Annotated in this window: 18 protein-coding genes and 2 tRNA genes; 13 read left to right on the forward strand and 7 right to left on the reverse strand. The window is 71.7% G+C overall.

Annotated features, from left to right (window positions below; translation table 11 throughout):
• Positions 1–17: 17 nt before the first annotated feature.
• From AC3WRT_RS05605 to AC3WRT_RS05620, 4 genes are all read right to left on the reverse strand, one after another.
• On the reverse strand, positions 18–1,379 hold the full coding sequence (locus AC3WRT_RS05605; RefSeq protein WP_492720115.1) for a M1 family metallopeptidase: 1,362 nt from the start codon (positions 1,377–1,379) through the stop codon (positions 18–20).
• Positions 1,376–5,377: a Pls/PosA family non-ribosomal peptide synthetase gene (locus tag AC3WRT_RS05610; protein ID WP_492720117.1), complete on the reverse strand. Its 4,002-nt coding sequence runs from the start codon at positions 5,375–5,377 to the stop codon at positions 1,376–1,378. Before AC3WRT_RS05610 ends, AC3WRT_RS05605 begins: the two co-directional genes overlap by 4 nt.
• 80 nt (positions 5,378–5,457) lie before the next feature.
• Positions 5,458–5,685, reverse strand: a complete 228-nt coding sequence (locus AC3WRT_RS05615) for a DUF8691 family protein (RefSeq protein ID WP_492720119.1) — start codon at positions 5,683–5,685, stop codon at positions 5,458–5,460.
• A 105-nt stretch (positions 5,686–5,790) separates the two neighbouring features.
• Positions 5,791–8,388, reverse strand: a complete 2,598-nt coding sequence (locus AC3WRT_RS05620) for a winged helix-turn-helix domain-containing protein (RefSeq protein WP_492720121.1) — start codon at positions 8,386–8,388, stop codon at positions 5,791–5,793.
• 152 nt (positions 8,389–8,540) lie between these two features.
• On the opposite strand from AC3WRT_RS05620, the gene AC3WRT_RS05625 reads away from it, so the two are divergent.
• From AC3WRT_RS05625 to AC3WRT_RS05660, 8 genes are all read left to right on the forward strand, one after another.
• A complete protein-coding gene (locus AC3WRT_RS05625; protein WP_492720123.1) occupies positions 8,541–8,744 on the forward strand; it encodes a DUF8691 family protein in 204 nt (67 codons plus the stop codon).
• A gap of 171 nt (positions 8,745–8,915) precedes the next feature.
• Positions 8,916–8,988, forward strand: a tRNA-Gly gene (locus AC3WRT_RS05630).
• A gap of 87 nt (positions 8,989–9,075) precedes the next feature.
• Positions 9,076–10,056, forward strand: a complete 981-nt coding sequence (ligD, locus tag AC3WRT_RS05635) for a non-homologous end-joining DNA ligase (RefSeq protein ID WP_492720125.1) — start codon at positions 9,076–9,078, stop codon at positions 10,054–10,056.
• A 78-nt stretch (positions 10,057–10,134) separates the two neighbouring features.
• The gene (locus AC3WRT_RS05640) at positions 10,135–10,617 is read left to right on the forward strand and encodes a glutathione peroxidase (protein WP_492720127.1); all 483 of its coding nucleotides are present in this window, start codon (positions 10,135–10,137) and stop codon (positions 10,615–10,617) included.
• Between the two features lie 16 nt (positions 10,618–10,633).
• Entirely contained in the window at positions 10,634–11,686 is a 1,053-nt protein-coding gene (locus AC3WRT_RS05645; protein WP_492720130.1) for a chorismate-binding protein, read from the forward strand.
• A gap of 51 nt (positions 11,687–11,737) precedes the next feature.
• A complete protein-coding gene (locus tag AC3WRT_RS05650) occupies positions 11,738–12,583 on the forward strand; it encodes an aminotransferase class IV (RefSeq protein ID WP_492720132.1) in 846 nt (281 codons plus the stop codon).
• Positions 12,580–13,053 (forward strand): TIGR02611 family protein, encoded by a 474-nt coding sequence (locus AC3WRT_RS05655; RefSeq protein WP_492720134.1) that lies wholly within the window; start codon positions 12,580–12,582, stop codon positions 13,051–13,053. The genes AC3WRT_RS05650 and AC3WRT_RS05655 overlap by 4 nt, the downstream gene beginning before the upstream one ends.
• Before the next feature lie 114 nt (positions 13,054–13,167).
• A tRNA-Val gene (locus AC3WRT_RS05660) sits at positions 13,168–13,244 on the forward strand.
• A gap of 27 nt (positions 13,245–13,271) precedes the next feature.
• On the opposite strand, the gene AC3WRT_RS05665 is transcribed toward AC3WRT_RS05660, so the two are convergent.
• Positions 13,272–14,996 carry a SulP family inorganic anion transporter gene (locus tag AC3WRT_RS05665; RefSeq protein WP_492720136.1) on the reverse strand — a complete coding sequence of 575 codons (1,725 nt, stop codon included), beginning with the start codon at positions 14,994–14,996 and terminating at the stop codon, positions 13,272–13,274.
• Positions 14,997–15,190: 194 nt separating this feature from the next.
• On the opposite strand from AC3WRT_RS05665, the gene AC3WRT_RS05670 reads away from it, so the two are divergent.
• Complete coding sequence (locus AC3WRT_RS05670; RefSeq protein WP_492720138.1) at positions 15,191–15,541, forward strand: hypothetical protein; 351 nt, start codon at positions 15,191–15,193, stop codon at positions 15,539–15,541.
• Positions 15,542–15,586: 45 nt separating this feature from the next.
• Complete coding sequence (locus AC3WRT_RS05675; RefSeq protein WP_492720140.1) at positions 15,587–16,108, forward strand: flavin reductase family protein; 522 nt, start codon at positions 15,587–15,589, stop codon at positions 16,106–16,108.
• A gap of 9 nt (positions 16,109–16,117) precedes the next feature.
• Here AC3WRT_RS05675 and AC3WRT_RS05680 read toward each other — a convergent pair whose 3' ends face one another.
• Positions 16,118–18,115: an acyl-CoA dehydrogenase family protein gene (locus tag AC3WRT_RS05680; RefSeq protein WP_492720142.1), complete on the reverse strand. Its 1,998-nt coding sequence runs from the start codon at positions 18,113–18,115 to the stop codon at positions 16,118–16,120.
• A 23-nt stretch (positions 18,116–18,138) separates the two neighbouring features.
• Entirely contained in the window at positions 18,139–18,843 is a 705-nt protein-coding gene (locus tag AC3WRT_RS05685; protein WP_492720144.1) for a TetR/AcrR family transcriptional regulator, read from the reverse strand.
• A gap of 96 nt (positions 18,844–18,939) precedes the next feature.
• Here AC3WRT_RS05685 and AC3WRT_RS05690 point away from each other — a divergent pair, with 96 nt between their 5' ends.
• Genes AC3WRT_RS05690 through AC3WRT_RS05700 form a run of 3 tightly spaced genes read left to right on the forward strand, consistent with a single transcriptional unit; the run spans position 18,940 to position 22,422 of the window.
• Positions 18,940–20,235 (forward strand): acetyl-CoA C-acetyltransferase, encoded by a 1,296-nt coding sequence (locus tag AC3WRT_RS05690; protein WP_492720146.1) that lies wholly within the window; start codon positions 18,940–18,942, stop codon positions 20,233–20,235.
• A 2-nt stretch (positions 20,236–20,237) separates the two neighbouring features.
• A complete protein-coding gene (locus AC3WRT_RS05695) occupies positions 20,238–21,557 on the forward strand; it encodes a 3-oxoacyl-ACP reductase (protein ID WP_492720148.1) in 1,320 nt (439 codons plus the stop codon).
• Positions 21,558–21,564: 7 nt separating this feature from the next.
• Positions 21,565–22,422 (forward strand): MaoC/PaaZ C-terminal domain-containing protein, encoded by an 858-nt coding sequence (locus AC3WRT_RS05700; RefSeq protein ID WP_492720150.1) that lies wholly within the window; start codon positions 21,565–21,567, stop codon positions 22,420–22,422.
• Positions 22,423–22,547: the final 125 nt, after the last annotated feature.

Genomic DNA, 22,547 nt, shown 5'->3' on the forward strand with positions numbered 1-22,547 from the left:
CCTGCCGGGACAACGGGTCAGCCGGCCCCGACGAGCGGGGGTAGGGGAGTGGTCCAGAGCCACCGCTCCAGCAGCTCACGCGCCCGTCCTGCGGCCGCGTCGCCGTCTCCCGAGGTAGCGCCACGGACGAACGACTCGACGTGCCCGACGAACTCGTCCGTGCTCACCGAACCGTGCCGGTGCAGGGCCACCCACTCGCGCAGCAGGCGGAAGAAGGCGTCGTCGCCGACCTGCAGCCGTAGGGCGTGCAGGGTGAGGGCTCCGCGCTTGTAGACGCGGTCGTCGAACATGAGGTCGGGCCCGGGGTCCGCGAGGACGATGTCCCGTGGCAGCCGGGCGAGCCTGGTCCAGTGGGTCTCCGCGTTCACCCGGACGTGAGTCCGGTGGGCATGCTCGGCCCACAGCCACTCGGCATAGCAGGCGAATCCCTCGTTGAGCCAGATGTCGGCCCACGTCACCGGGGTGAGGCTGTTGCCGAACCACTGGTGAGCCAGCTCGTGCGCGACGAGGCGTTCGTGCCGACGGCGGCCGTCGAGCCAGTTCGGCCCGAACGTCGCCATGGCCTGGGCCTCCAGGGGGATCTCGAGGTCGTCGGCCGTGACCACGACGGTGTAGTCGTCGAAGGGGTAGGGGCCGAAGAGCGACGCGTAGAGCCGCGCCATCTCGGCGAGCGGGGCCAGGTCGTGCATGACGTCGCGCTCCCGCTCCGAGGGCAGCACCACGGCCATCGGCACGTCGGCCGTGGCCAGTGTCCGCCGGACGTACCGGCCGACGTGGACGGTGGCGAGGTAGGTGGCCATGGGGACGTGCTGCTCGAAGACCCACCGAGTCCGGCTCCCACTGGCGCGAGCCGACTCCAGGGTGCCGGTTGCCACGACGTCGTAGGGGGAGTCGCACTCGAAGGCCAGCCGGTAGGTGGCCTTGGTCCTCGGGTGGTCGTTGCACGGAAACCACGTCGCTGCGCCGTTGGGCTGTGCGGCCACGAGCGCTCCCTCGGTGAGCTCCTCCCAGCCGATGTCGCCCCAGCGGGTCGCCACGGGACCGGGCGTGCCGGCATACGTGATCGCGACGAGGGTGCGGTCGCCCGGCGCCAGCGGCGCCCGCGGAGTGACGACGACCCGCGGCCCGCGATGCACCCACCTGGCGGCGGCGCCGCCGACCGACACCTTGAGGACCCGCAGCCCGGCGAGGTCGACGACGAGGCGTCGCACGTCCTCGAGGGCCGTGACGTGGAGGACCGCGCGCCCGGAGAGGCGGTTGCTCGACACCTTGTAGTCCAGCTCGAGGTCGTAGTGGGTCACCTCGTATGCCGGGTCGCCGCGGTCCGGGGTGTACGGGTCGGTGAGCGTGTGCAGGTGCTGGGTGTTGCCACCCGTCATCGCGGGCCGCCGGAGACGTTGCCTGAAGGCCGGCCCACGGGGGCGGCGCCGCTCCACGCCGCGATCGGGTTGCCCGTCCAGCGCGTCCCGGCCGGCACGCTCTCGCCTCGGAGCACGAGCGAGCCGGGCCCCACGGTCGCGGCCGCTCCGATGCTCGCCGCCGGCAGGATCACCCCGTTGGGACCCAGCGTGGCTCCGTCCTCGAGGGTGACCGTGTCCATGCTCATGATTCGATCATGGAAGAGATGGGTCTGCAGGACGCACCCCCGGTTCACGGTCACGCCGTCGCCGAGCGTCACGAGGTCGGCCTCCGGCAGCCAGTACGTCTCGCACCAGACGCCCCGACCGATGCGGGCGCCGAGGCTGCGCAGCCAGACGTTGATGGCGGGCGTGCCCGTCGCCGTCCAGGCGAACCACGGGGCGGCGACCATCTCGACGAACGTGTCGACCACCTCGTTGCGCCACACGAACGAGCTCCACAACGGATGCTCGACGGCGCCGATGCGCCCGACGACGGCCCATTTCGCCAGGGTGGTCACGCCGGCGGCGACGGCGCCGGCAGCCGCGAGGACGATCCCGCCGAGAGCCGCCGCGCCGGCGAGGCCGGTCACGTCGACGAGCCACTGGAGTGCGACGAGGACGCTGACGGCGATCGCGACGGTCACCATGACCGGGATGATCCGGCACAGCTCGACCAGGCCGCGGATCACCTTCAGGCGCAACGGGGGCGCGAAGGTCCGCTCGTCGTCGGAGCCCTGCGGAGGTCGCCTCAGCCGCACCGGCGGGCTGCCGATCCAGCTGGAGCCGGCCTTCGACTTCTCCGGGGCAGCCGACAGCACCGCGACCAGCCCGTGTTTCGGGACCCGCCGCCCCGGGGCCGTCATCCCGCTGTTGCCGAGGAAGGCCCGCTTGCCGATCTTGGCCGGGGCGATGTGTACCCAGCCGTGGGCGAGCTCGTAGCCGGCCACCATCGTGTCGTCGGCGAGGAAGGCCCCGTCGGCGACGGACGTCATCGCCGGCAGCAGGAGCACGGTGGAGGCCTCGACGTCACGGCCCACCTTGGCGCCCAGTGCGCGCAGCCACACCGGCGTCACCAGGCTCGCGTAGACCGGGAAGAGCAGCGTGCGGGCCTGGTCGAGGAGGCGCTCGGTCGCCCACACCTGCCACCCGACCCTGCTGCGCACCGGGAAATAGCCCTCGCGCAGCCCGACCCCGAGCAGGCGCACCAGCACGATCGTGATGACGACCAGCGTCGCGAGTGAGAGCACGGTGAGGAGCGGCACCGCCGCGTAGGCCGTCAGGACCGCCTCCCCCGAAGCCGTGGCCCGCGCGACGGCGCCACCGAGGAGGAGCACTCCGGGGAGCAGGGCCAGGAACGGCATGAGCGACAGGACGATCCCGGAGAGCCCGTAGACGGCCAGCCACGCCGGAGCGTTCGGCGGCCGCGCCGCGGGCCAGTCCGAGTGTGGCGAACCGAGGACGCGGGCGGCGGGGGACCCGGCCACGACGCGCCCGGGTCGGACGGACTTCAGGACGGTCGACCCGGCCTCGACGACGACGCCGCGCCCGATGTGGACATCGGGTCCGATCGTGCTGCGGGCACCGACGACCGCCTCCCGGCCGATGTGGATCTCCCCGAGGTGGACGACGTCACCGTCGATCCAGTAGCCGGAGAGGTCCACCTCGGGCTCGACGCTGCCACCGGCCCCGATCGTCAGCATGCCCGTGACCGGTGGCACCGAGTGCAGGTCGACCCCGGCCCCGACCGAAGCGCCCAGTATCCGCGCGTAGTAGATGATCCACGGCGCGCCCGCCATCGAGACGGCCCCCATCGCGTCGGCGAAACGCTCGGCGGCCCAGAGCCGCATCTGCACGCTTCCCCCGCGCGGGTAGCTCCCGGGGCGGACACCGGCGAGCAGCGCCCGCGCAGCCAACGCGGACAGGCCCATCCGGCCGAACGGGGTGATGAAGACCAGCCAGCCGACCGCCAGCGCCCACCACGAGACGGGCTGTGACCAGTCCGCGAGCCCGGCGAGACGCAGCACCTCGGTCAGGGTCGCGAGGCCGACGAGCCACTGCAGGCCCTTGACCGTGAGCAGGACCACGGACACGACCGTCTGCACGAGCTGGGTGCGTGGTGGGATACGGCGCACCGTGCGGTGGGTCCGCGACCCGTCGGTGGTCTCCATGGTCTCGAGAAGGTCAGCCTGTGCGCCGAGCCGGGGATGGGCGTGCACGTCGGCCACGGTGACCGTGGGGTAGCGCTCACGCAGCAGGGTCACGAGACGCGCCGAGGAGAGGCTGCCGCCGCCGTGGTCGAAGAAGTCTGCGTCGAGCGAGCCCACGTCGGTGCCGAGGACGGCAGCCCAGTGGCCGGCGACCCACCCGGCGGTGTCGGAGAGCTCGCCGGCCTCGTCCGGAGCGGTCCGGGGCAGCGGCCACGGCAGCGCCGCCCGGTCGACCTTGCCGGAGGTGCGGGTCGGCAGCCCATCGACGAGCGCGAGTACCGGGACGAGGGCCGCGGGCAGCTCCTCGTGCAGGCGGGCGAGGGCCCGGTCCCGGTCGAACTCCGCCGGCGCGTCCGGTGACTCGCCTGTACCGAGCGGTTCAGGCACCACGTAACCGACGAGGACCTGGCTGCCGGAGGGCGTCGTCTTGACCGCCGCCGCTCCGCCGGACACCCCGGGCAGGGACTGGAGGGCAGCGTCGATCTCGCCGAGCTCGATGCGCCGGCCACCCAGCTTCACCTGCTCGTCGGCACGCCCGACGAAGACGAGCCCGTCGGCGTCGTTGACGACGAGGTCACCGGAGCGGTATGCGCGCTCCCATCCGAGCGTCGGCATGGGGGCGTACTTCTCCGCGTCCTTGGCCGGGTCGAGGTAGCGGGCCAGGCCGACCCCCCCGATGATGAGCTGACCGGTCTCGCCGGGTGCGACGGGTCGCTCGTCGGGGCCGACCACGGCGAGGTCCCACCCGTCGAGGGGCAGGCCGATGCGGATCGGGCCCGTCCCGTCGAGCCGTGCCCCACAGGAGACGACGGTGGCCTCGGTCGGGCCGTAGGTGTTCCAGACCTCACGTTCCGGGTCGACCAGCCGCGCTGCGAGCTCGGGCGGGCACGCCTCGCCGCCGAAGATGAGCAGGCGCACCGGCTCGAGGGCCTCCGCCGGCCACAGGGCGGCGAGGGTCGGGACGGTGGACACGACCGTGACCTCCTGCGCCACGAGCCACGGTCCGAGGTCCATGCCGGTGCGTACCAGACTCCGGGGTGCGGGGACGAGGCAGGCGCCGTGACCCCAGGCGAGCCACATCTCCTCGCACGAGGCGTCGAAGGCGACCGAGAGCCCGGCGAGCACGCGGTCGCCGGGACCGATCGGCTTGTCCTGCAGGAACATCCGAGCCTCGGCATCGACGAACGCCGCCGCTGAGCGATGAGAGACTGCGACGCCCTTGGGGACGCCGGTCGACCCGGACGTGAAGATCACCCAGGCGTCGTCGTCCACGCGCACCTCAGGGAGGGCGGCCCGCCGGCGCCGGCCCTGTCGGGCGTGGCGGGACGGCGCATGCCGCGTCGTCCTCGTGGGCGCCGGCACCGTGATCTGCCGGCGAGCCCCGACGATTGCCGTGACCCCGGCCTCGGAGAAGACGAGCTCGGCACGCTCCGGCGGGTCGTCGACGTCCACGGGCACGTAGGACGCGCCGGCGTGCAGGATGCCGAGGATGGCGACGTAGAGGTCGACCGTCCCGGAAGGAACGTGGACGCCCACCCGGTCACCACGGCAGACGCCTGCAGCCACCAGCCCCGCCGCCATGCCCCGCGCCTGCTCGGTCAGCTGGAGGTAGGTCAGGACCTCCCGGGTGTCGTCGAGCGCCGGCTCGTCAGGATGACTCGCGGTGACGGCCGCCAGCGCGTCGACGAGCGTCCTCGGCGCGGCGGCACGGTCACCGGCAAGCAGGGGATCCACCACGCGTCCTCCTCCTCCGGGCCGACACCCGTACATCGACCATCACCCTGCCGAACCTAGAGCCGCCGGGTGAACGATTGGGGCTGATCCGCCGAGTCGACCGGGCCGGGTCGGTCTCACCCAGCCGATCTGGCGGGGTCATGGCCGCCCGGTTCCTCGATGAGGTGACTCGATGTCACCTCGAGGCCCAGGGCGGTCAGGGAGGCGAGCACGCCGACGAGCTCCTGGCTGTCGTGCACGCGCACCGTCAGCGTGGTGCTGGCACCGTCGCTGTCGGACCACACCGCATACGGCCAGACGTCGCGTTCATCGACGTCCCCGGTCACCACAACGACCGCACGCATGCTCGTCCGCCTCTCCCGTCGGAGGGTGTTCAGGTCCTCACCGCAGCATCTCGTGACGTCGGCCGGGTCGCGTCACCCGCCGAGGGGGAGATGCGCCGAGCACCCCTAGTACAGCTCGAGGTCGGCAGCCCGGCGGATGGCGGCACGCCGGCTGCCGACGCCGAGCTTCTGGTAGATGTGGGCGATGTGCGTCTTGGCCGTGTGCAGCGAGATGAACTCGGCCTCGGCGATCTCCGCGTTGGTGAGGTTGGTCGCGAGGTACTGCAGGATCACTCGCTCCCGGTCCGTGAGGTGCTCGCCCCACCCCGGCTGGTTGCGCTGGGGCCCCTGCGTGAGTCGTCCCAGCACCTGCGTCAGGGCGGCCGGGTGGGTGGTGCCGTGGCGCAGGTGGCTCTTGAGCAGCTCTGCCATCTCCTTGCCTGCCGTGAGGAAGGGGCCGAAGAGCTGGTACGGCTCGGCCGCAGCCAGGGCGAGCTCCAGGGCGGCGTGGGTGCCCGGCTGACCCAGTGCCTCCCGCGCCTCGGCCTCGATGCAGTGGGAGAGGCAGGCGACGTGCACGAGCGTGTCACCGGTCGGCACCCGCCCGAGCTCGACCAGCGCGGCAGCTGGATCTCCAGCCTGCAGCAGGACACTCGCCCGCTGGGCCGGCGCCAGCCGGTACTCCTGCTCGGTCACGGGGGCCGAGGCGAGCGCCACGGCCTCTCCCGTCCTCCCTTCCGCCATGAGCGCCATGCCCTGCACCCCGGCGAGCATCGACGGCCACCACGGCGGCACGGGGTCGGACGTGATCATCGCGGCGATCTGCGTGAGGCTGCTGCGAGCAGCCTTGGTGTCGCCGAGCGCCAGGCAGGTCTTCGCGTGGAAGCCCAAGGTCAGGCCGCGCAGCTCCCAGTCGAAGGGGAGCACCATCGACAGGCTCCGCTCCAGCTCGGACCTCGCCTGCGTGAAGTTGCCTCGCCAGTAGTCGAACCAGCCGAGATAGGCGACGGCCGGAGCCAGCGTCGCGAGCCCGACCCAGCCCCGCTCCTCCGCCCGAGCGAGCACGTCGAGAGCCAGGTCGTGCACCTCGCCCAGTCGCCCCTCCGCGACGGCCGGGATGCATGACTCCGCCAGCGCGGTCAGCTCGAGGGCGAGCAGACCGGTGTCGTGGGCAGTGGAGGCCGAGGCTCGCAGCATCTCGAGGGACAGCTCGGCATGGCTTTCAAGGCGCGCCTCGCCCATGCCCACGAAAACCTGGACGGACGCCTGCATGGCCGGGTCCGGGATGTGGTCGCTCCCGTCGATGCGCGCCAGCAGGGCAGTACCGGTCTCGACCACGGCACCCAGACCGTGGTCGTAACCGGAGAGGAAGAGCTCGACGACCGCCGCCCGCTCCTCGAACCCCGCCGGCGCCGACTCAGACAGCAGGCCGGCCTCGGCCCGGGCTGCGACGACCTCCGCGTGGGCGCGTTCCAGCTTGCCGCGACGCACGAAGACGAGGGCCTTGGCCAGATGCGTGTCGTTGCACGACGCCGCGATGTGCGAGAGCTGTTCGATCGCGTCCAGGACGGCGTCGACCCGGCCTTCCAGGAAGAGCTCCATCCAGCGTTCGGAGAAGATCCGCGCCGCCAGCTGCCCGTCGGCCGCCGCGACCGCATGCTTGATCGCGGTCGGGGCGTCGACGTCGCTCCACCACCTGGCTGCAGACGCATTCAGGACGGCTGCCCGCTCGGGCAGGCTGGTCGACAGGCGGCGTCGGAGGTGCGCCGCGAAGAGCGGATGCCAGCGGTACCACGCCTCGCCCCCCGAGATGTCACCCCTCGTGAGGAAGAGTCCGTCGGAGAGACACCGTTCGAGCATCACCTCGGCGGTGTTGGTGCCGCGGATGGCATCGAGGAGGGAGGGGCAGACCTGCTCGTCGAGGCAGCTGTCGAGGACGAAACCGCGCATCTCGTCGCTGAGGGATGCGAGGACCTCCGTCGCGAGGTAGTCCGAGAGTGCCTGGTCACGACGAAGCTCCGTCGGCACGTAAGGGGACCGGTCGTTCCGGCGCGCAGCCAGGATCGCCATGCGCACTCCCGCGGGCCATCCTCGCGTCGCCCGATGGATGGAGTCGACCGTCTCAGGGTCGAGATCGAGACCGGACGCCCACACGGCAGCGGCGGTCTCAACGGCGGTGAACGCCAGGTCGTCGTGGGCCAGGTACGCGAGACGGTCGTCGAGCCTGAGCCGCTGCAGTCGCAGCGCCGGTACCACCCGGGCCCCGATGAGGATGCGCATGTTCGCGGGTGCCCACCTGAGCAGGTGGTTGACCACGGCAACCGACGCCTTCGACCCTGTGAGGTGCTGTGTGTCGTCGAGGGCCAGGGTGAGGGGTTCCGCGGTGTCGTAGAACGCCTCGAGCAGCGAGTCGACCAGGGTCAGCGGCTCGGCTCTCAGCGACGAGGCACGTAGCGGTCCGAGAGCGGCGGTCAGCTCCTCGATACCGGCGAGGCCGGCGGCGGAGACGAGGTCCGACACCAGGCGGGCCGGGTCCCTGTCGAAGTCGTCGAGGGTCAGCCAGAGTCCGGCGCCGTGGGCCTCCTGCCGCCGCACGGCCGCGGCGAGCAGGGTGGACTTGCCGAAGCCCGCCATGCCCGCCAGCACGGCGACCGGCCGCCGGTCGAGCAGGGGCGTGAGCCGCGGGCGGTCGATGATCCCGGCCGAGGGCAGTGGAACAGTCATGCGCGCGTGACGTGGACCGACCATGGGTTTCCCTGCTGGTGCGATAGGTCATCCCTGCTGGTGGATGCGTGCGAGTCCCTGACACCACGAGAGTAGCCACGAGGTACCGCGCCGTAAGCGGTATCCGCGGGTTCGGGGAGGTTGGGGTCACCATGCGGGTGTACGAGATCGTCGTCGACGGTGAGCTGTCGGCCGACGTCGCCGACTCGCTTGGTCCGATCAGCCGCCGCGACGTCGACGGCTCGACCGTCCTCAGCGTGCCGATGGCCGACCCGGACGCGCTGGCGCGCGTGCTCGCACTGCTGGAGACGCTGGCGATCGGTGTGACGGCCATGCACAGCGTCGGGGACGCCTGATCGGAGCTGGTCCGGGCAGGCCCGGGGGGCGCCTCACAGGCGGGTGCAGCTCCACTGATCCCCGCGTGAGTAGGCGAACGAACCACTAGGAGAGCGGGTTTCGCACCTGACCCGACCGTCCGCTATGGTCTACCTCGCACCCACGGGGTTTCGGCTCCACAGGGTTGGCAGGCGGACGTAGCTCAGTTGGTAGAGCGCAACCTTGCCAAGGTTGAGGTCGCCGGTTCGAGCCCGGTCGTCCGCTCCGCCGAAGGGCCCGTCGACACCTGTCGACGGGCCCTTCGCCTGTCTGCCTCCGGCGCTGGGACCCGGCGGTCCGTAGGCTGTCGCCATGGCTGCGTCCAGCAAGGCCCCCGCCGTGGAGATCGAGGTCGGAGACCACCCCGTGCGCCTCTCGAGCCCCGACCGCGTCTACTTCTCCGAGCGCGGCGAGACCAAGCGCGACCTCGTCGACTACTACCTCTCCGTCGGTCCCGGCATCGTCAACGCCCTGCGCGAGCGGCCGTGCATGCTGCACCGCTTCCCCAAGGGCGTCGACGGCCCCAAGGTGCACCAGAAGCGGCTGCCCGCCGGCGCCCCGCCCTGGGTCGAGACGGTGCGCCTGCACTTCCCGCGCTACGGGCTACACGCCGACGAGCTGTGCGTGACGCGTCTGGCCGACGTGATCTGGGCCGTGCAGATGTCGACGGTCGAGTTCCACCCGTGGAACAGCAGGCGCGCCGACACCGAGAGTCCAGACGAGTGGCGGATCGACCTCGACCCGATGCCGGAGTGCGGCTTCGACACGGTGCGCCGCGCCGCCGAGACCACCCACGAGATCCTCGAGGAGCTCGGCGCCGTCGGCTGGCCAAAGACCTCGGGCGGCTCGGGCCTGCACGTCTACGTCCGGATCGCCCCCGACTGGGGCTTCCAGGACGTGCGCCGCGGAGCCCTCGCCTTCGCCCGGGAGGTCGAGCGGCGCCTGCCCGACGAGGTGACGACGACCTGGTGGCGCAGGGACCGTTCGCCCGAGGACCTCTTCGTCGACTACAACCAGAACGCTCGCGACCACACCATCGCCGCCGCCTACAGCGTGCGGGGCAACCCGCGTGGCACCGTGTCGGCGCCGCTGGCCTGGGAGGAGATCCCCGACGCGGAGCCGCAGGACTTCACGATCGCCACGATGCCGGGCCGTTTCGCGCGTCTCGGGGACCTGCACGCCGGCATCGACGACGCCGTCTTCGACTTCAGGGTCCTGCTCGAGTGGGCCGACCGCGACGAGCGCGAGGGGAAGGACGTGCCACCGGAGCCGGAAGAGGCCGAGATCCGGTGACCCGCCCGAACCGAACGGCCCGTCCGCTCGTTCCAGCACTGTGAGCCCACACCGACGAATCACCCCCAGGGAGACATCGTGACCGTCCTGCACGACTTCAAGGCCACCACCATCGACGGCCGGGAGGTGTCGCTGACCGAGTACGCCGGCGATGTCGTCCTTGTCGTCAACACCGCCAGCGAGTGCGGCTACACGCCGCAGCTGGGCGGACTCGAGAAGCTCTACGAGACCTACCGCGAGCGGGGTCTCACGGTGCTCGGCTTCCCGTGCAACCAGTTCGGCGGCCAGGACCCCGGCAGTGACGAGGAGATCGGCGCCTTCTGCCAGAAGAACTACGGCGTCAGCTTCCCGATGTTCTCCAAGGTCGACGTCAACGGCCCGGGCGAGCACCCCCTCTTCACGTGGCTCAAGTCCGAGAAGGGTGGATTGCTGGGGAGCCGGATCAAGTGGAACTTCACCAAGTTCCTCGTCGCCCGCGACGGCACCGTCATCGGCCGCTGGGCGCCGACGACAGAGCCGGCCGACCTCGCCGACGACATCGAGAAGGCGCTCGGCACGTAGGCCCTACGATCTGCGGGTGGATCACGCCCGCTTCGCCGACCGGGACGCCCACGGGGTCGTGGACGTCCGGCACGGACCCGAGGCTCTCGACGCGATCACGCGCGAGGGCTTCTGGGCCGTGGTGGCCACCTTCGAGGGCGACGTCACCGCCGTCCGCTTCGAGCAGGTCACGACGAGGGCGTATGCCGTGGGCCCCGGTCCCGATGCCGACGCGGCTCGAGCGGTGGCCTGGGAGCCGCTCGACCGTCACTGGCACAGCTCGCTCGACCGGACGGCATACGTCGCCGCCGTGCAGGAGGTCCGTGAGCGCATCGCGGCGGGCACCGTCTACCAGGTCAACGTCTGCAGGGTCCTCAGCCACGAGCTGCACGACGAGGCCGACCTCGACGGACTGGATGTGCTTCTGCGACAGGGTAACCCGGCGCCGCACGCCGCGCGGATCCGGTGCGATGCGGCAGGGGTGGACGTCGTGAGCGCCTCCCCGGAGCTGTTCCTGTCCCGTCGTGACGGGCGCATCGTGACACGCCCGATCAAGGGGACGGCTGCGACGGCGGCGCAGATGCTGCCGAAGGACCACGCCGAGAACGTCATGATCGTCGACCTCATGCGCAACGACCTGTCCGCCGTGTGCGACCCGGGCAGCGTCTCGGTCGACGAGCTCTGCGCCGTCGAGGAGCATCCCGGGCTCGTGCACCTCGTCTCCACCGTGAGCGGCCGGCTGCGCGACGACGTCGGCTGGCGCGAGGTCTTCGCGGCCGCCTACCCGCCCGGATCTGTCTCGGGAGCACCGAAGTCGAGCGCGCTCGAGGGGATCCGCGACCTGGAGACGGCGCCGCGCGGTCCGTACTGTGGGGCGCTGGGCTGGGTGGACGCCGACACGCGAGAAGCGGACGTCGCCGTCGGCATACGCACCTTCTGGGCCGAGCGCGACGACGCCGGGCAGCGCTGGCTGCGGTTCGGGACGGGGGCCGGGATCACGTGGCACTCGGACCCCGAGGGAGAGTGGGCCGAGACCGAGCTCAAGGCCGCTCGCCTCATCGGCCTGGCCGCCGGCACTGTGACACCATGAAGCCCCCCGTCGGGCGCCTTCCGGGCGGTCGCCGAGCCATAGGAAGGGACCATGAGCACCATCACGCGCGTCTGGGTGAACGGCGACCTCGTCGACCCGACCGGGCCGTCCGTCTCGGCCCTGGACCACTCGGTCACGGTCGGCGACGGCGTCTTCGAGACGGCGAAGATCGCCGCAGGGCGGCCCTTCGCCCTGACCCGCCACCACCGACGCCTCGAGCGCTCGGCCGCCGGCCTCGGGCTGCCCCAACTCGACCTCGCCGTGCTCGACAAGGGCCTCGCCGCGGTGCTCGACGGGCCGCCCATCGAGTTCGGCCGGCTGCGCTACAGCGTGACGGGCGGCATCGGACCGCTGGGCTCCGACCGCGAGGACGCGGAGCTGACCTACATCGTGCTGGCGGCTCCGCAGCCGCTCCCGCCCGAGAGTGGGAAGCTCACCGTCGTCCCCTGGACGCGCAACGAGCGCTCGGCCGTCGTGGGGCTCAAGACGACGTCGTACGCCGAGAACGTCGTCGCCCTCGCCCGCGCCAAGGCGGCCGGCGCCATCGAGGCGGTCTTCGCCAACACCCGGGGCGAGCTGTGCGAGTGCACCGGCAGCAACGTCTTCGTCGTCGTCGACGGCGCCGTCCTCACACCCCCTGCCGACTCGGGGCTGCTGCCCGGCATCACCCGCGAGCTCACCATCGAGTGGGGGCGGGCGGCCGGCATCGAGGTGCGCGAGCAGGCCCTGCCCCTCGAGGTGCTGCGCAGCGCCGACGAGGTGTTCATCACCAGCTCGACCAAGGACGTCCTGCCGATCCACGCCGTGGACGACCGGACGCTCCCGTCGGAGCACCCGGTGACGACTGAGCTCCAGCGGGTGTTTCGCAGCAACGCCGAGCTGGACGCCGACCCGTGAGCGGGGACGAGCGCGCGGACCGGCGCCCGCCGGTCGACTACTCCGACGACAACGTCACCCTCGACGCGTCCGAGGATCGGTGGGCCTGGCGGGCGCGCCTGCGGCGCAACCGCGTGACCCATCTCGTCTGGCGCACCGCCGTCGGGGTCGTCGGCGGGGTCGTGACGATCGCCGGCCTCATCATGGTGCCGGCGCCCGGACCTGGTTGGCTCGTCGTCTTCTTCGGCCTGCTGATCCTCGCCAGCGAGTTCGAGTTCGCCCAGCGCTGGCTCGACTTCGCCAAGCGCCACGTGAGCCTCTGGAACGACTGGATCATGGCCCAGGCCGTCTGGGTGCGTGGCCTCGTCGCCCTCGGCACCTTGCTCATCGTGTGGGGCGTCCTCTGGGGCTATCTCGCCCTGGCCGGCATCCCGCAGTTCGTTCCCGAGTGGGCCGAGCAGCTGCTGACGCAGGTCCCGGGGGTCGGCTGACGGTTGCGGCGGCGCGGCCCGGCGCGCGCCGCGGGGGGCGATTACCGCCAGCCTGTCGCTACCGGCTATTGTTTCCCTCCGTCACCCCGACGCCGTGTCGGCACAGGGGTGCCCGGACGTGTAGCTCAGTTGGTTAGAGCGCTCGCTTCACACGCGAGAGGTCAGGGGTTCGAGTCCCTTCACGTCCACCACCACCCCGCGAGGCGCGTCGCCTCCGCTCAGACGGGCTCCGGCCGGCGCTCCGGGGCGCCGGGAGTCCTCTGGAACGCCGCGACGGCCTCCTCCACCGAACCGAAGATGTGCTTGGCGTCGACGTCCTTCAGCACGTCGAGCTTGGTCAGGGTCGCGAGCAGCTGCGGATCCGTCGCCGCCATGGCGAACGTCGCGCCGCGGGTGTGCACGAAGTTGACCAGGCCCCGTAGCGCGGCGCCGGCGGAGTAGTCCACGTCCGAGACCGACGAGCAGTCCAGGACGAACCACGACACCGGGTCCGGAGTCTTCTCCATGAGCTCTTGCACGTCGTCCGAGAACTGGTTGGCGTTGGCGTAGAACAGGTCTGCGTCGTATCGGAAGACGAGCAGTCCGGGGGCGCTCTGCATACCGGGCTCGGCGAGCGCGTAGGTCTCCTCGCCCTCCTTGCTCACCCCGACCACGAACTGGTGCGGGTGGTACTGCCGGCGGATCACGTCGACGACGGACAGCACGATGGCCAGCACGATGCCCTGCTCCACCCCGATGGCGAACACCGTCACGGCGGTGATGAGCGCGATGTAGAACTCGCTCGTCCGCGTGGCCCGGACCCGGCGCAGGCCGGACAGGTCGACCAGGTCGATGCCGATGAGGAAGACGATGGCCGCCAGCACGGACTTCGGCATGTCGGTCAGGAGGCTGGTCAGGAAGAGCAGCACGAGGAGAACGGCGGCAGACATCGTCATGTTGGCGACCTGGGTCTTGCCATGCTGCTCGTCGAGGATCTGCGTCTTCGTGGGGCTGCCGTTGACCACGAAGGTCCCGGAGAGCCCGGCTGCGATGTTCGCACCACTCAGGCCGACGAGGTCCTGGTTGACGTCAACCCGGTCCCCGTGCCGAGCCGCGAAGCTTCTCGACGTCGCCGCGCTCTGGGCGATGATGAGCACGAAGCAGGAGAAGGCCACCCCGAGCAGGAGTGGCACGTCGGACCATCCGACGCCCTGCGGCAGACCGATCGGTGGGAAGCCGCCCTGGACCTGACCGATGACGGTCACCCCGTGGGCGGACATGTCGAGCCAGGCCGACAGGGCGATGGAGAGCACCACGGCGATGATGGCGCCCGGCACGCTAGGGAGAAACTTCTTGAAGCCGACGATGATGGCGAGCGTGCCGACGGCGAAGGCCAGGGTGGGCAGACTCGTCTCGCCGAGATGGGTCAGGGTGTACCACTGCTGCTCGAACCAGCCCCCGGTGCCCTTCGAAATGCCCAGCATGCCCGGGATCTGACCGCTGAAGACCTGGATGCCGACGCCCGTGAGGAATCCGATCAGGACGGATGACGAGAGGAAGTCTCCCAGGAAGCCGAGTCGTAGGAGTCGGGCGAGCATGAGCATGGCCCCGCAGATCAGTGCCGTCAGCGAGGTCAGGGCCAGCCACTGCGGCGAGTCCGGCGTCAGGCCGGCGATGCCCAGGCCGGCCAGGCCAGCGGCCAGGATGGCCGCGGTCGCGGAGTCGGCGCCCACGACCAGGAGCCGCGATGAGCCGAGGAGGGCGAAGGCGAGCGCGGGGAACACGATCGTGTAGAGACCGGTGACCACGGGCACGTGGGCGATGGACGTGTAACCCATCGTCTCGGGGATGGCGACGGCGGTCAGGGTGAGGCCGGCCACGATGTCCCCTCGGAGCCAAGACCGCCGGTAGCCGCGCAAGGCGGGTGGCACTGGACGCCGGGAACGCCTGGTGGGCGCACTCATCGGGCGCCCTCACGCTTCGGCACACACTCGGTCAGCGGCATCGGTCCACCCTCTCCACGCGGTCGTAGCAGGCCTCCCGCACAGTGAACTGCTGCGACCACGGTGCTGTCCCCACCCGTAGAGGGTGATAGCGAAGGCCGTGGCCCGGCGCCGGCGTGCGTGTCACGGTGGGTCTGACGGGCTAGCGTGGGGCCATGATCGCGACGGTCTCGAGCCTGTTCATCTACCCCGACTCCGACGCACCCGGGCAGCAGCTCGACTCGGTGGAGGTCACCGAGAGCGGCCCCGAGGGCAACCGCTCCAAGAAGCACGCCGTCCACCTCGTGTCGGTCGACGACTACGTCCTGACCCATCCCAAGGCCAACATCGTCCTCGACATGGACTCCTCGATGCTCGGCAAGCTCGTCGGGCGGGTCGTCCGCCTCGGCGAGTGCACGCTCGAGATCACCCAGACACCATCGCAGTGCGCCGGCGTCTACGCCCGGGTCGTCGAGCCCGGCGAGGTGTCGGTCGACGACGCCATGCTCGTGGCCGCGGACGAGTGAGCGTCGCCGACGTCTCGCCGGAGCGGGGGCGGGCGTGAGCGTGGCATGACGATCCACACCGAGCACCCGTTCGACACCCCGGACGACGAGCGCGACCCGGTGCGGCGCCTCCGGGGTCGTATCGGCGGCACCGTGTCCCTCTGGACCTCGGGGGAGGGCATCGAACGGGCGGGACTGACGGTCTCGTCCTACCTGGTGGCCACCGGTGATCCCGGCCGCGTGGTGGGGCTGCTGCACCCCGACGCGGACCTGCTCGACCAGCTCGAGGAGACCGGGACCGCGGTCGTCACCCTGCTGGGTGCGCCCGACCAACGGCTCGCGGACGCCTTCGCCGGGGTCATGCCCGCTCCCGGCGGGCCCTTCCGGCTCGCCGAGTGGGAGCAGACCGAGTGGGGCCCGCGTCCGAGCCACGCGACGACGTGGATGGGCGTGCGCCTGGACCCGGCCAGCCGGCACGACGTGGGGTGGTCGGTGATTGTCGAGGCGACCGTCGAGCACGCGGTCGTCGGTGTCGAGGACAGCCCGCTCGTGCACCGTCGGGGTCGCTACCAGCGCCCCGCCACCTGACCAGCGGACTCAGGCGGTGCCGGACATCTCAGTCGCGAGCAGGCCCTCGGGGATGCCGAACCCGTCGACGAGCGTCTGGGCGTGCGGGCGCAGCTCCGCGCAGATGGCGTTGACGAGGGCCGTCAGAGCCTTGGTGCGGGCCGGGCTCAGCCGGTCGTGCTCGAGGTACCACGCCTTGTGCCGCTCGATGGTCGAGAGGGCGTAGAGGTCGCACACGCGCGCCAGCAGCGTTCGGGCCTCCCCGTCGGCGCTGGAGGCGACGGACGCGGCGAACGACTCGGCGACCACCCGCTCCACGTGCGCGGTCGCGGCGTCGACGAGGTGGTCCTGCGTGGCGTTGAAGACGGCGAAGGCGTCGACGCCCGGGGCGGTGGCCCGACGCAGCCGTCGGGCCAGGCCCTCGATGAGGTGGTCCTCGCGCTCGCGCAGCAGGCGCAGCTGGGTGCCCCGGATCCCGAAGACGACGTCCTCCTCGCGACCGGGCGCCGCGTCCACGAGTCGCTGGACGAGACCGCGCGCCGAGGCGCGTTCGATGACGGTGCCGCCCACGAGCCGGGCGCCGAAGCGCACGATCCCAGCGGTGTCCAGGTCGCCGAAGGTCGCCTGGTAGTCCGCAAGGAGCGACTTGGCGACGAGCTGGAGCAGGACGGTGTTGTCGCCCTCGAAGGTCGTGAAGATGTCGGTGTCGGCCTTGAGCGCCGCGAGGCGGTTGGCCCACAGGTAGCCGGCCCCGCCGCACAGCTCGCGGCACTCCTGGATGGTGTCGGTGGCGTGCCGGGTCGTCACCACCTTGATGCCGGCCGCTCGCGTCTCGAGCCGGCGCTGGTCCTCCTCGGACGCGGCGCGCCCGGCGAGGACGTCGTCCATCGCCGAGACGAGCTCGTGCTGGGCGAGCTGGAGGGCGTATGCCGTCGCGATCCTGGGCAGCAGCCGCCGCTGGTACGTGCGGTAGTCCAGGACCGTCGTCTCGACGTCGGTGCCCGGGGCGGCGAACTGCCGGCGGCCGGCGGCATACCTCGTCGTGACGGCGAGGGCGGAGCGGGCTGCGGCACCCGCGCCGCCAGCCACGGAGATGCGGCCGCGCACGAGCGTGCCGAGCATCGTGAAGAAGCGGCGCCCGGGCTTGTCGATCGGGCTCGAGTAGCTGCCGTCGTCGCCGATGTCGCCGTAGCGGCCCAGCAGGTTGGTGCGCGGGACCCGGACGTGGTCGAACGTCAGGCGGCCGTTGTCGACGCCGTCGAGGCCCGCCTTGGGTCCGCAGTCCTCGATGGTGACGCCGCGGGCGGGGGAGCCGTCGTCCTCGCGGATCGGGACGAGGACGCAGTGCACGCCGCGGGACTCCCCGTCGACGACGAGCTGGGCGAAGACGGCGGCCAGGTGCGCGTCCCGGGCCGCGTTGCCGATGTAGTCCTTGCGCGCCGCGGGCTCGGGCGAGTGGACCTCGAGCTCGTCGGTGGTGGGGTCGAAGGTGGCGGTCGTCAGGAGGTTCTGCACGTCGCTGCCGTGACCGGTCTCGGTCATCGCGAAGCAGCCCTGGATCTCTCCCGAGATGATGCGCGGCACCAGCTCGTCGTGCCGGCTCGTGCCGAGGAGCGACACCGCGCCGCCGAACAGGCCCCACTGAACGCCCGCCTTGACGAAGAGGGAGAGGTCGGCGTGCCCGAGCATCTCGAAGGCGGCCACGGCTTCGCCGTAGCGGGCGGCCCCGCCCTGGCGCTCGGGGAAGCCGTAGGCGGCATACGGCTGCGTGGCCAGCTCGGCGAGCTGGGACGTCACCCGCTCGCGATGCTCCTCCAGAGCGAGCGGCTGAGGCGGCGGCCCGAAGGCGGCTGGGTCGAGGGCCCGGCTGTGGTCGCGCACCTGCGGGAAGGGGCCGTCGAGATGTCTGCGGAGCGCGGAGGTGAGCTCGGAGCCGCCGAGCGTGGTGGAGGGCTCGATCGGGTCGAGGTGCTCGTGGTGCTCGATCGAGCGAGCGTTGGGAGTGGGAATCCCTGCAGCCGTGGACATCTGAGTGCCTTCCGGTCCGGACCTCAAGAGGTCGGCGTGGTGGTTGTGGTGGTGGTGCTGTCGGTGGGGTGCGTGGTGGCCTGGAGGACGGGGGCCAGCCCGTGCCAGGCGAGGTCGGTCAGCGACTCGACGACGGCGGCACGCGGCACGCGCTCCGACTCGGGGGTCGCGAGCCAGTCGTCGGCGACGGCACGCACGGACCCCACGAGGGCGATGGCCCAGATCCGGGCCCGGGAGGGGTCGGTCCCCGGCGACCGCAAGGCCTCGAGGAGCAGCCCGGTGAGCTGGTCGGTGACCTGGTCGACGGTGCCGCCGACCGGGTCGTCGGGCAGGGGCCGGTCGACAAGGGGACGATTGACGACGAAGCGGTAGACCTCGGTGTCGGACTCGACGAGCGCGAGGTAGGCCTCGACCGTCGAGGCGACGAGCTCCCGCGTGTCAGCGTGCGGGGTGCTCGAGCGAGCGAGCGCGGCGCCCACGTTGCCGACGACCCGTCCGTCGATGCGGGCGGCGACGGCCCGGTAGAGGCCAGCCTTGTCGTCGAAGTGGCGGTAGATCACCGTTTTGGACGTGCCCGCCTCCGCGGCGATGTCGTCCATCCCCACCGCGGCCCCGTGCGTGCGGATGGCACGGATCGTCGCGTCGACGAGGGCGGCGCGCCGTTGCTCGCGATGTTGCTCCCAGCGGGCGTCGCGCCCGTCCCGCGCCGTGGTGACAGCCTCGTCCATGTCTCGAAAGTAACAGGTACTGCCTGTATCGACTACTGCTGGTTTCGGTTATCTTGGTCGGGATCGGCAGGTCCACACCCACAGCAGGAGAGAGCCATGGCTTCCCCGTCCACCCCGCGTGCACCGCGTCGAGTCGCGATCCTCGGCGGCAACCGCATCCCCTTCGCCCGCGCCAACGGCCCGTACACCAGGGCCTCCAACCAGGACATGCTCACGGCCACCGTGGACGGGCTCGTCGCCCGCTGCGGGCTAGCGGGGGAGCGGCTGGGGGAGGTCGTGGCGGGAGCCGTGCTCAAGCACAGCCGCGACTTCAACCTGACGCGCGAGACGGTGCTCGGCACCCGCCTGGACCCGCGGACGCCGGCCTACGACATCCAGCAGGCCTGTGGCACCGGCCTCGAGGCGGCCGTCCTCGTCGCCAACAAGATCGCCCTCGGCCAGGTGGACGCCGGCATCGCGGGCGGGGTGGACAGCGCGAGTGACGCCCCGATCGCCGTGAGCGAGGGCCTGCGCCAGACGCTGCTCGCGGCCAACCGCGCCCGCTCTGCCGGCGAGCGCGCCAAGGCGCTCGCGAGCCTGCGCCCGGGCCACTTCGTCCCCGACATCCCCGAGAACGTCGAGCCGCGCACCGGGCTCTCGATGGGGGAGCACATGGCCCTCACCGCGGCGCAGTGGGGCATCACCCGTGAGGCCCAGGACGGGCTCGCCGCCGCGAGCCACCAGAACCTCGCCGCCGCGTACGAGCGCGGCTTCTTCGACGACCTCGTGACGCCCTACCTGGGTGTCTCGCGCGACACGAACCTGCGTCCCGACTCGAGCGTCGAGAAGCTCTCGAAGCTGAAGCCGGTCTTCGGCAAGGGCGCCGGCGCGACGATGACCGCCGGCAACTCCACACCGCTCACCGACGGCGCGTCCGCGGTGCTGCTCGCGAGCGAGGAGTGGGCGGCCGAGCACCGCCTGACGCCCCTCGCCTGGTTCGTCGATGCCGAGACCGCCGCGGTCGACTACGTCCACGGCGACGAGGGGCTGCTCATGGCCCCGGTGTATGCCGTCCCGCGCCTGCTGGCCCGAAACGGCTTGAGCCTGCAGGACTTCGACTTCTACGAGATCCACGAGGCCTTCGCCGCCACCGTGCTCACGACCCTCAAGGCGTGGGAGGACCCCGACTTCTGCAAGGCGCGCCTCGCTCTCGACGAGCCCCTCGGCTCCATCGACCGGAGCAAGCTGAACGTCAACGGTTCCTCCCTGGCCGCCGGGCATCCCTTCGCCGCCACGGGTGGGCGCATCGTCGCCTCGCTCGCCAAGCAGCTCAAGGAGGCCGGCGGGGGCCGCGGCCTCATCTCCATCTGCGCTGCCGGCGGGCAGGGCGTCGTCGCGATCCTGGAGGCGTGATCATGGCTGATCTCTTCACCACCCTCGTCAGGTCCCCCCTCGCCCGGAAGGCCGGCATCCCGCAGCCCACCCGGCTGCGCCGCTACGAGCCCGGTATGCCGCTCTGCGAGGGCCCGGTGCTCGTGGCCGGCGATGGGCGTTTCGCCGACGGCATCGCCTCCTGGCTCACCGGTAGGGGCATCGCCACAGTGTCGAGCCTGTCCGGCGACGACGAGAAGCTCGGCGCCGTGGTCCTCGACCTCAGCGGCGCCGTCGACCCGGCGGAGCTCGACCAGCTGAAGGCCCTCGGGGCGCCGGCCGTCAAGGCCCTGCGCCGAAACGGCCGCGTCGTCGTGCTCGGCACGGACCCGGCGACCCTGACGGACGTCGCGCAGGTCACGACCCAGCGCGCCCTCGAGGGAGCCGTGCGGTCCATCGGCAAGGAGCTGCGCGGCGGTGCGACCGCCAACCTCGTTCTGGCACAGGGCGATGCGCAGGACGGTGTCCGCTCCGCGGTCGAGTTCTTCCTCTCCGGCCGCTCGGCGTACGTCGACGGCCAGGTGGTGCGGGTCGACGAGACTGTGCCCGGTGACGCCGAGAGCCTCCGCCCGCTCGCCGGCAAGGTGGCCGTCGTGACCGGCGCAGCGCGCGGCATCGGCGCAGAGATCGCCCGCGTGCTGTCCCGGGACGGCGCGACGGTGGTCACCGTCGACGTGCCGGCGGCCGGCGACGCCCTGGCAGCCATCGCCAACGAGGTGCAGGGCACCGCGCTCCAGGTCGACGTCACCGCCGACGACGCGGGCCGCCGCATCGTCGAGCACGCCGCCTCGCGCCACGGCGGCCTCGACATCGTCGTGCACAACGCCGGGATCACCCGCGACAAGCTCTTCGTCAACATGGACGACAACCGCTGGCGCAGCGTCATCGAGGTCAACCTCCGCTCGATCCTGCGGATGAACGAGGCGATCCTGGGGGACGGCGGCCTGTCCGACGGCGGTCGGATCATCTGCGTCGCCTCGATCGCCGGCATCGCGGGCAACCGCGGGCAGACCAACTACGGCGCGAGCAAGGCCGGCGTGATCGGCCTCGTCTCGGCGCTCTCCCGCCACGTCGCGAGCCGCGGGATCACGGTCAACGCCGTGGCACCCGGCTTCATCGAGACCGAGATGACCGCACGGATTCCCTTTGCGACGAGGGAGATCGGCCGACGGATGAACTCCCTCCAGCAGGGCGGTCACCCGAAGGACGTCGCCGAGACCATCGCGTGGTTCGCACAGCCGGGAGCCGCCGCCGTCACGGGGCAGGTCGTCCGGGTCTGCGGCCAGAGCCTGCTCGGGGCGTGAGATCGCGATGACCAAGGAGATCGCCCTCCAGTCGGCGCCGGACCTGCGCCGCGTCTATGCGACCGCAGCCCTGCGGCGCGGCAACGCCAGCGGCACCCTGCCCGACGTGCGCTACTCACGGGCCGGCATACGCGTCGACCTCGACGGCCTCGTGGAGTACGAGCAGCTCTGCCGGTTCCCCGTCACCGGCGCGCTCCCGCCGACCTACCCGCATCTGGTCGCGTTCCCGCTGCAGATGGCGGTGATGAGCGGTGACCGCTTCCCGCTGCCGCTCCTGGGCGCCGTCCACGTCGAGAACCGCATCGAGGTGGTGCGCCCCGTGAGGGTCGAGGAGCCGCTCGACGTCTCCGTGTGGGCGCGGGACCTCCGGCCGCACCGTCGCGGCCGCCAGGTGGACCTCGTCTCCGAGGTCGGCGTGCGCGGCGAGGTGGTGTGGCGCGGCGTCAGCACCTACCTCTCCCGCGGCTCGGAGCACCCGGAGGCACAGCCGTCGGACGCGCCGTCGACCGAGCCGCTGGCCTCCGTTACGGCCGGGCCGCTGTGGCGTCTCGTGGAGGGCACCGGCAGGGCGTATGCCGGTGTGTCGGGTGACTGGAACCCGATCCACGTGCACGCCCTGACGGCGCGGCCACTCGGCTTTCCGACGGCGATCGCGCACGGGATGTACTCCTACGCCAGGGTGCTGGCCTCGCTCGGGCCCCGGCTCCCTGAGTCCGGGTTCACGAGCCGGGTCTGGTTCCGCAAGCCCGTGCGCCTCCCGTCGACGGTGCGGCTGCGCACGGCCTTCGAGCCGTCCCGGACGCTCTCGCTCCTCGCGGACGCGAAGGGCGAGGTCGAGCACGCCGTCGTCGAGAACACCTGGTGACCCGTCGAGAGGCCACCCTTCGCGCGTGCCCAACCGTCGAAAGGCCACAAACCGTGTCGCCCGGCTCTCCGGCGCCTCGATACCCTTGCTCGAGCCGCACCCTGCGGCCGCAATCCAGCACCCGC

This window comes from Terrabacter sp. FW104-15G4B (assembly GCF_058790095.1).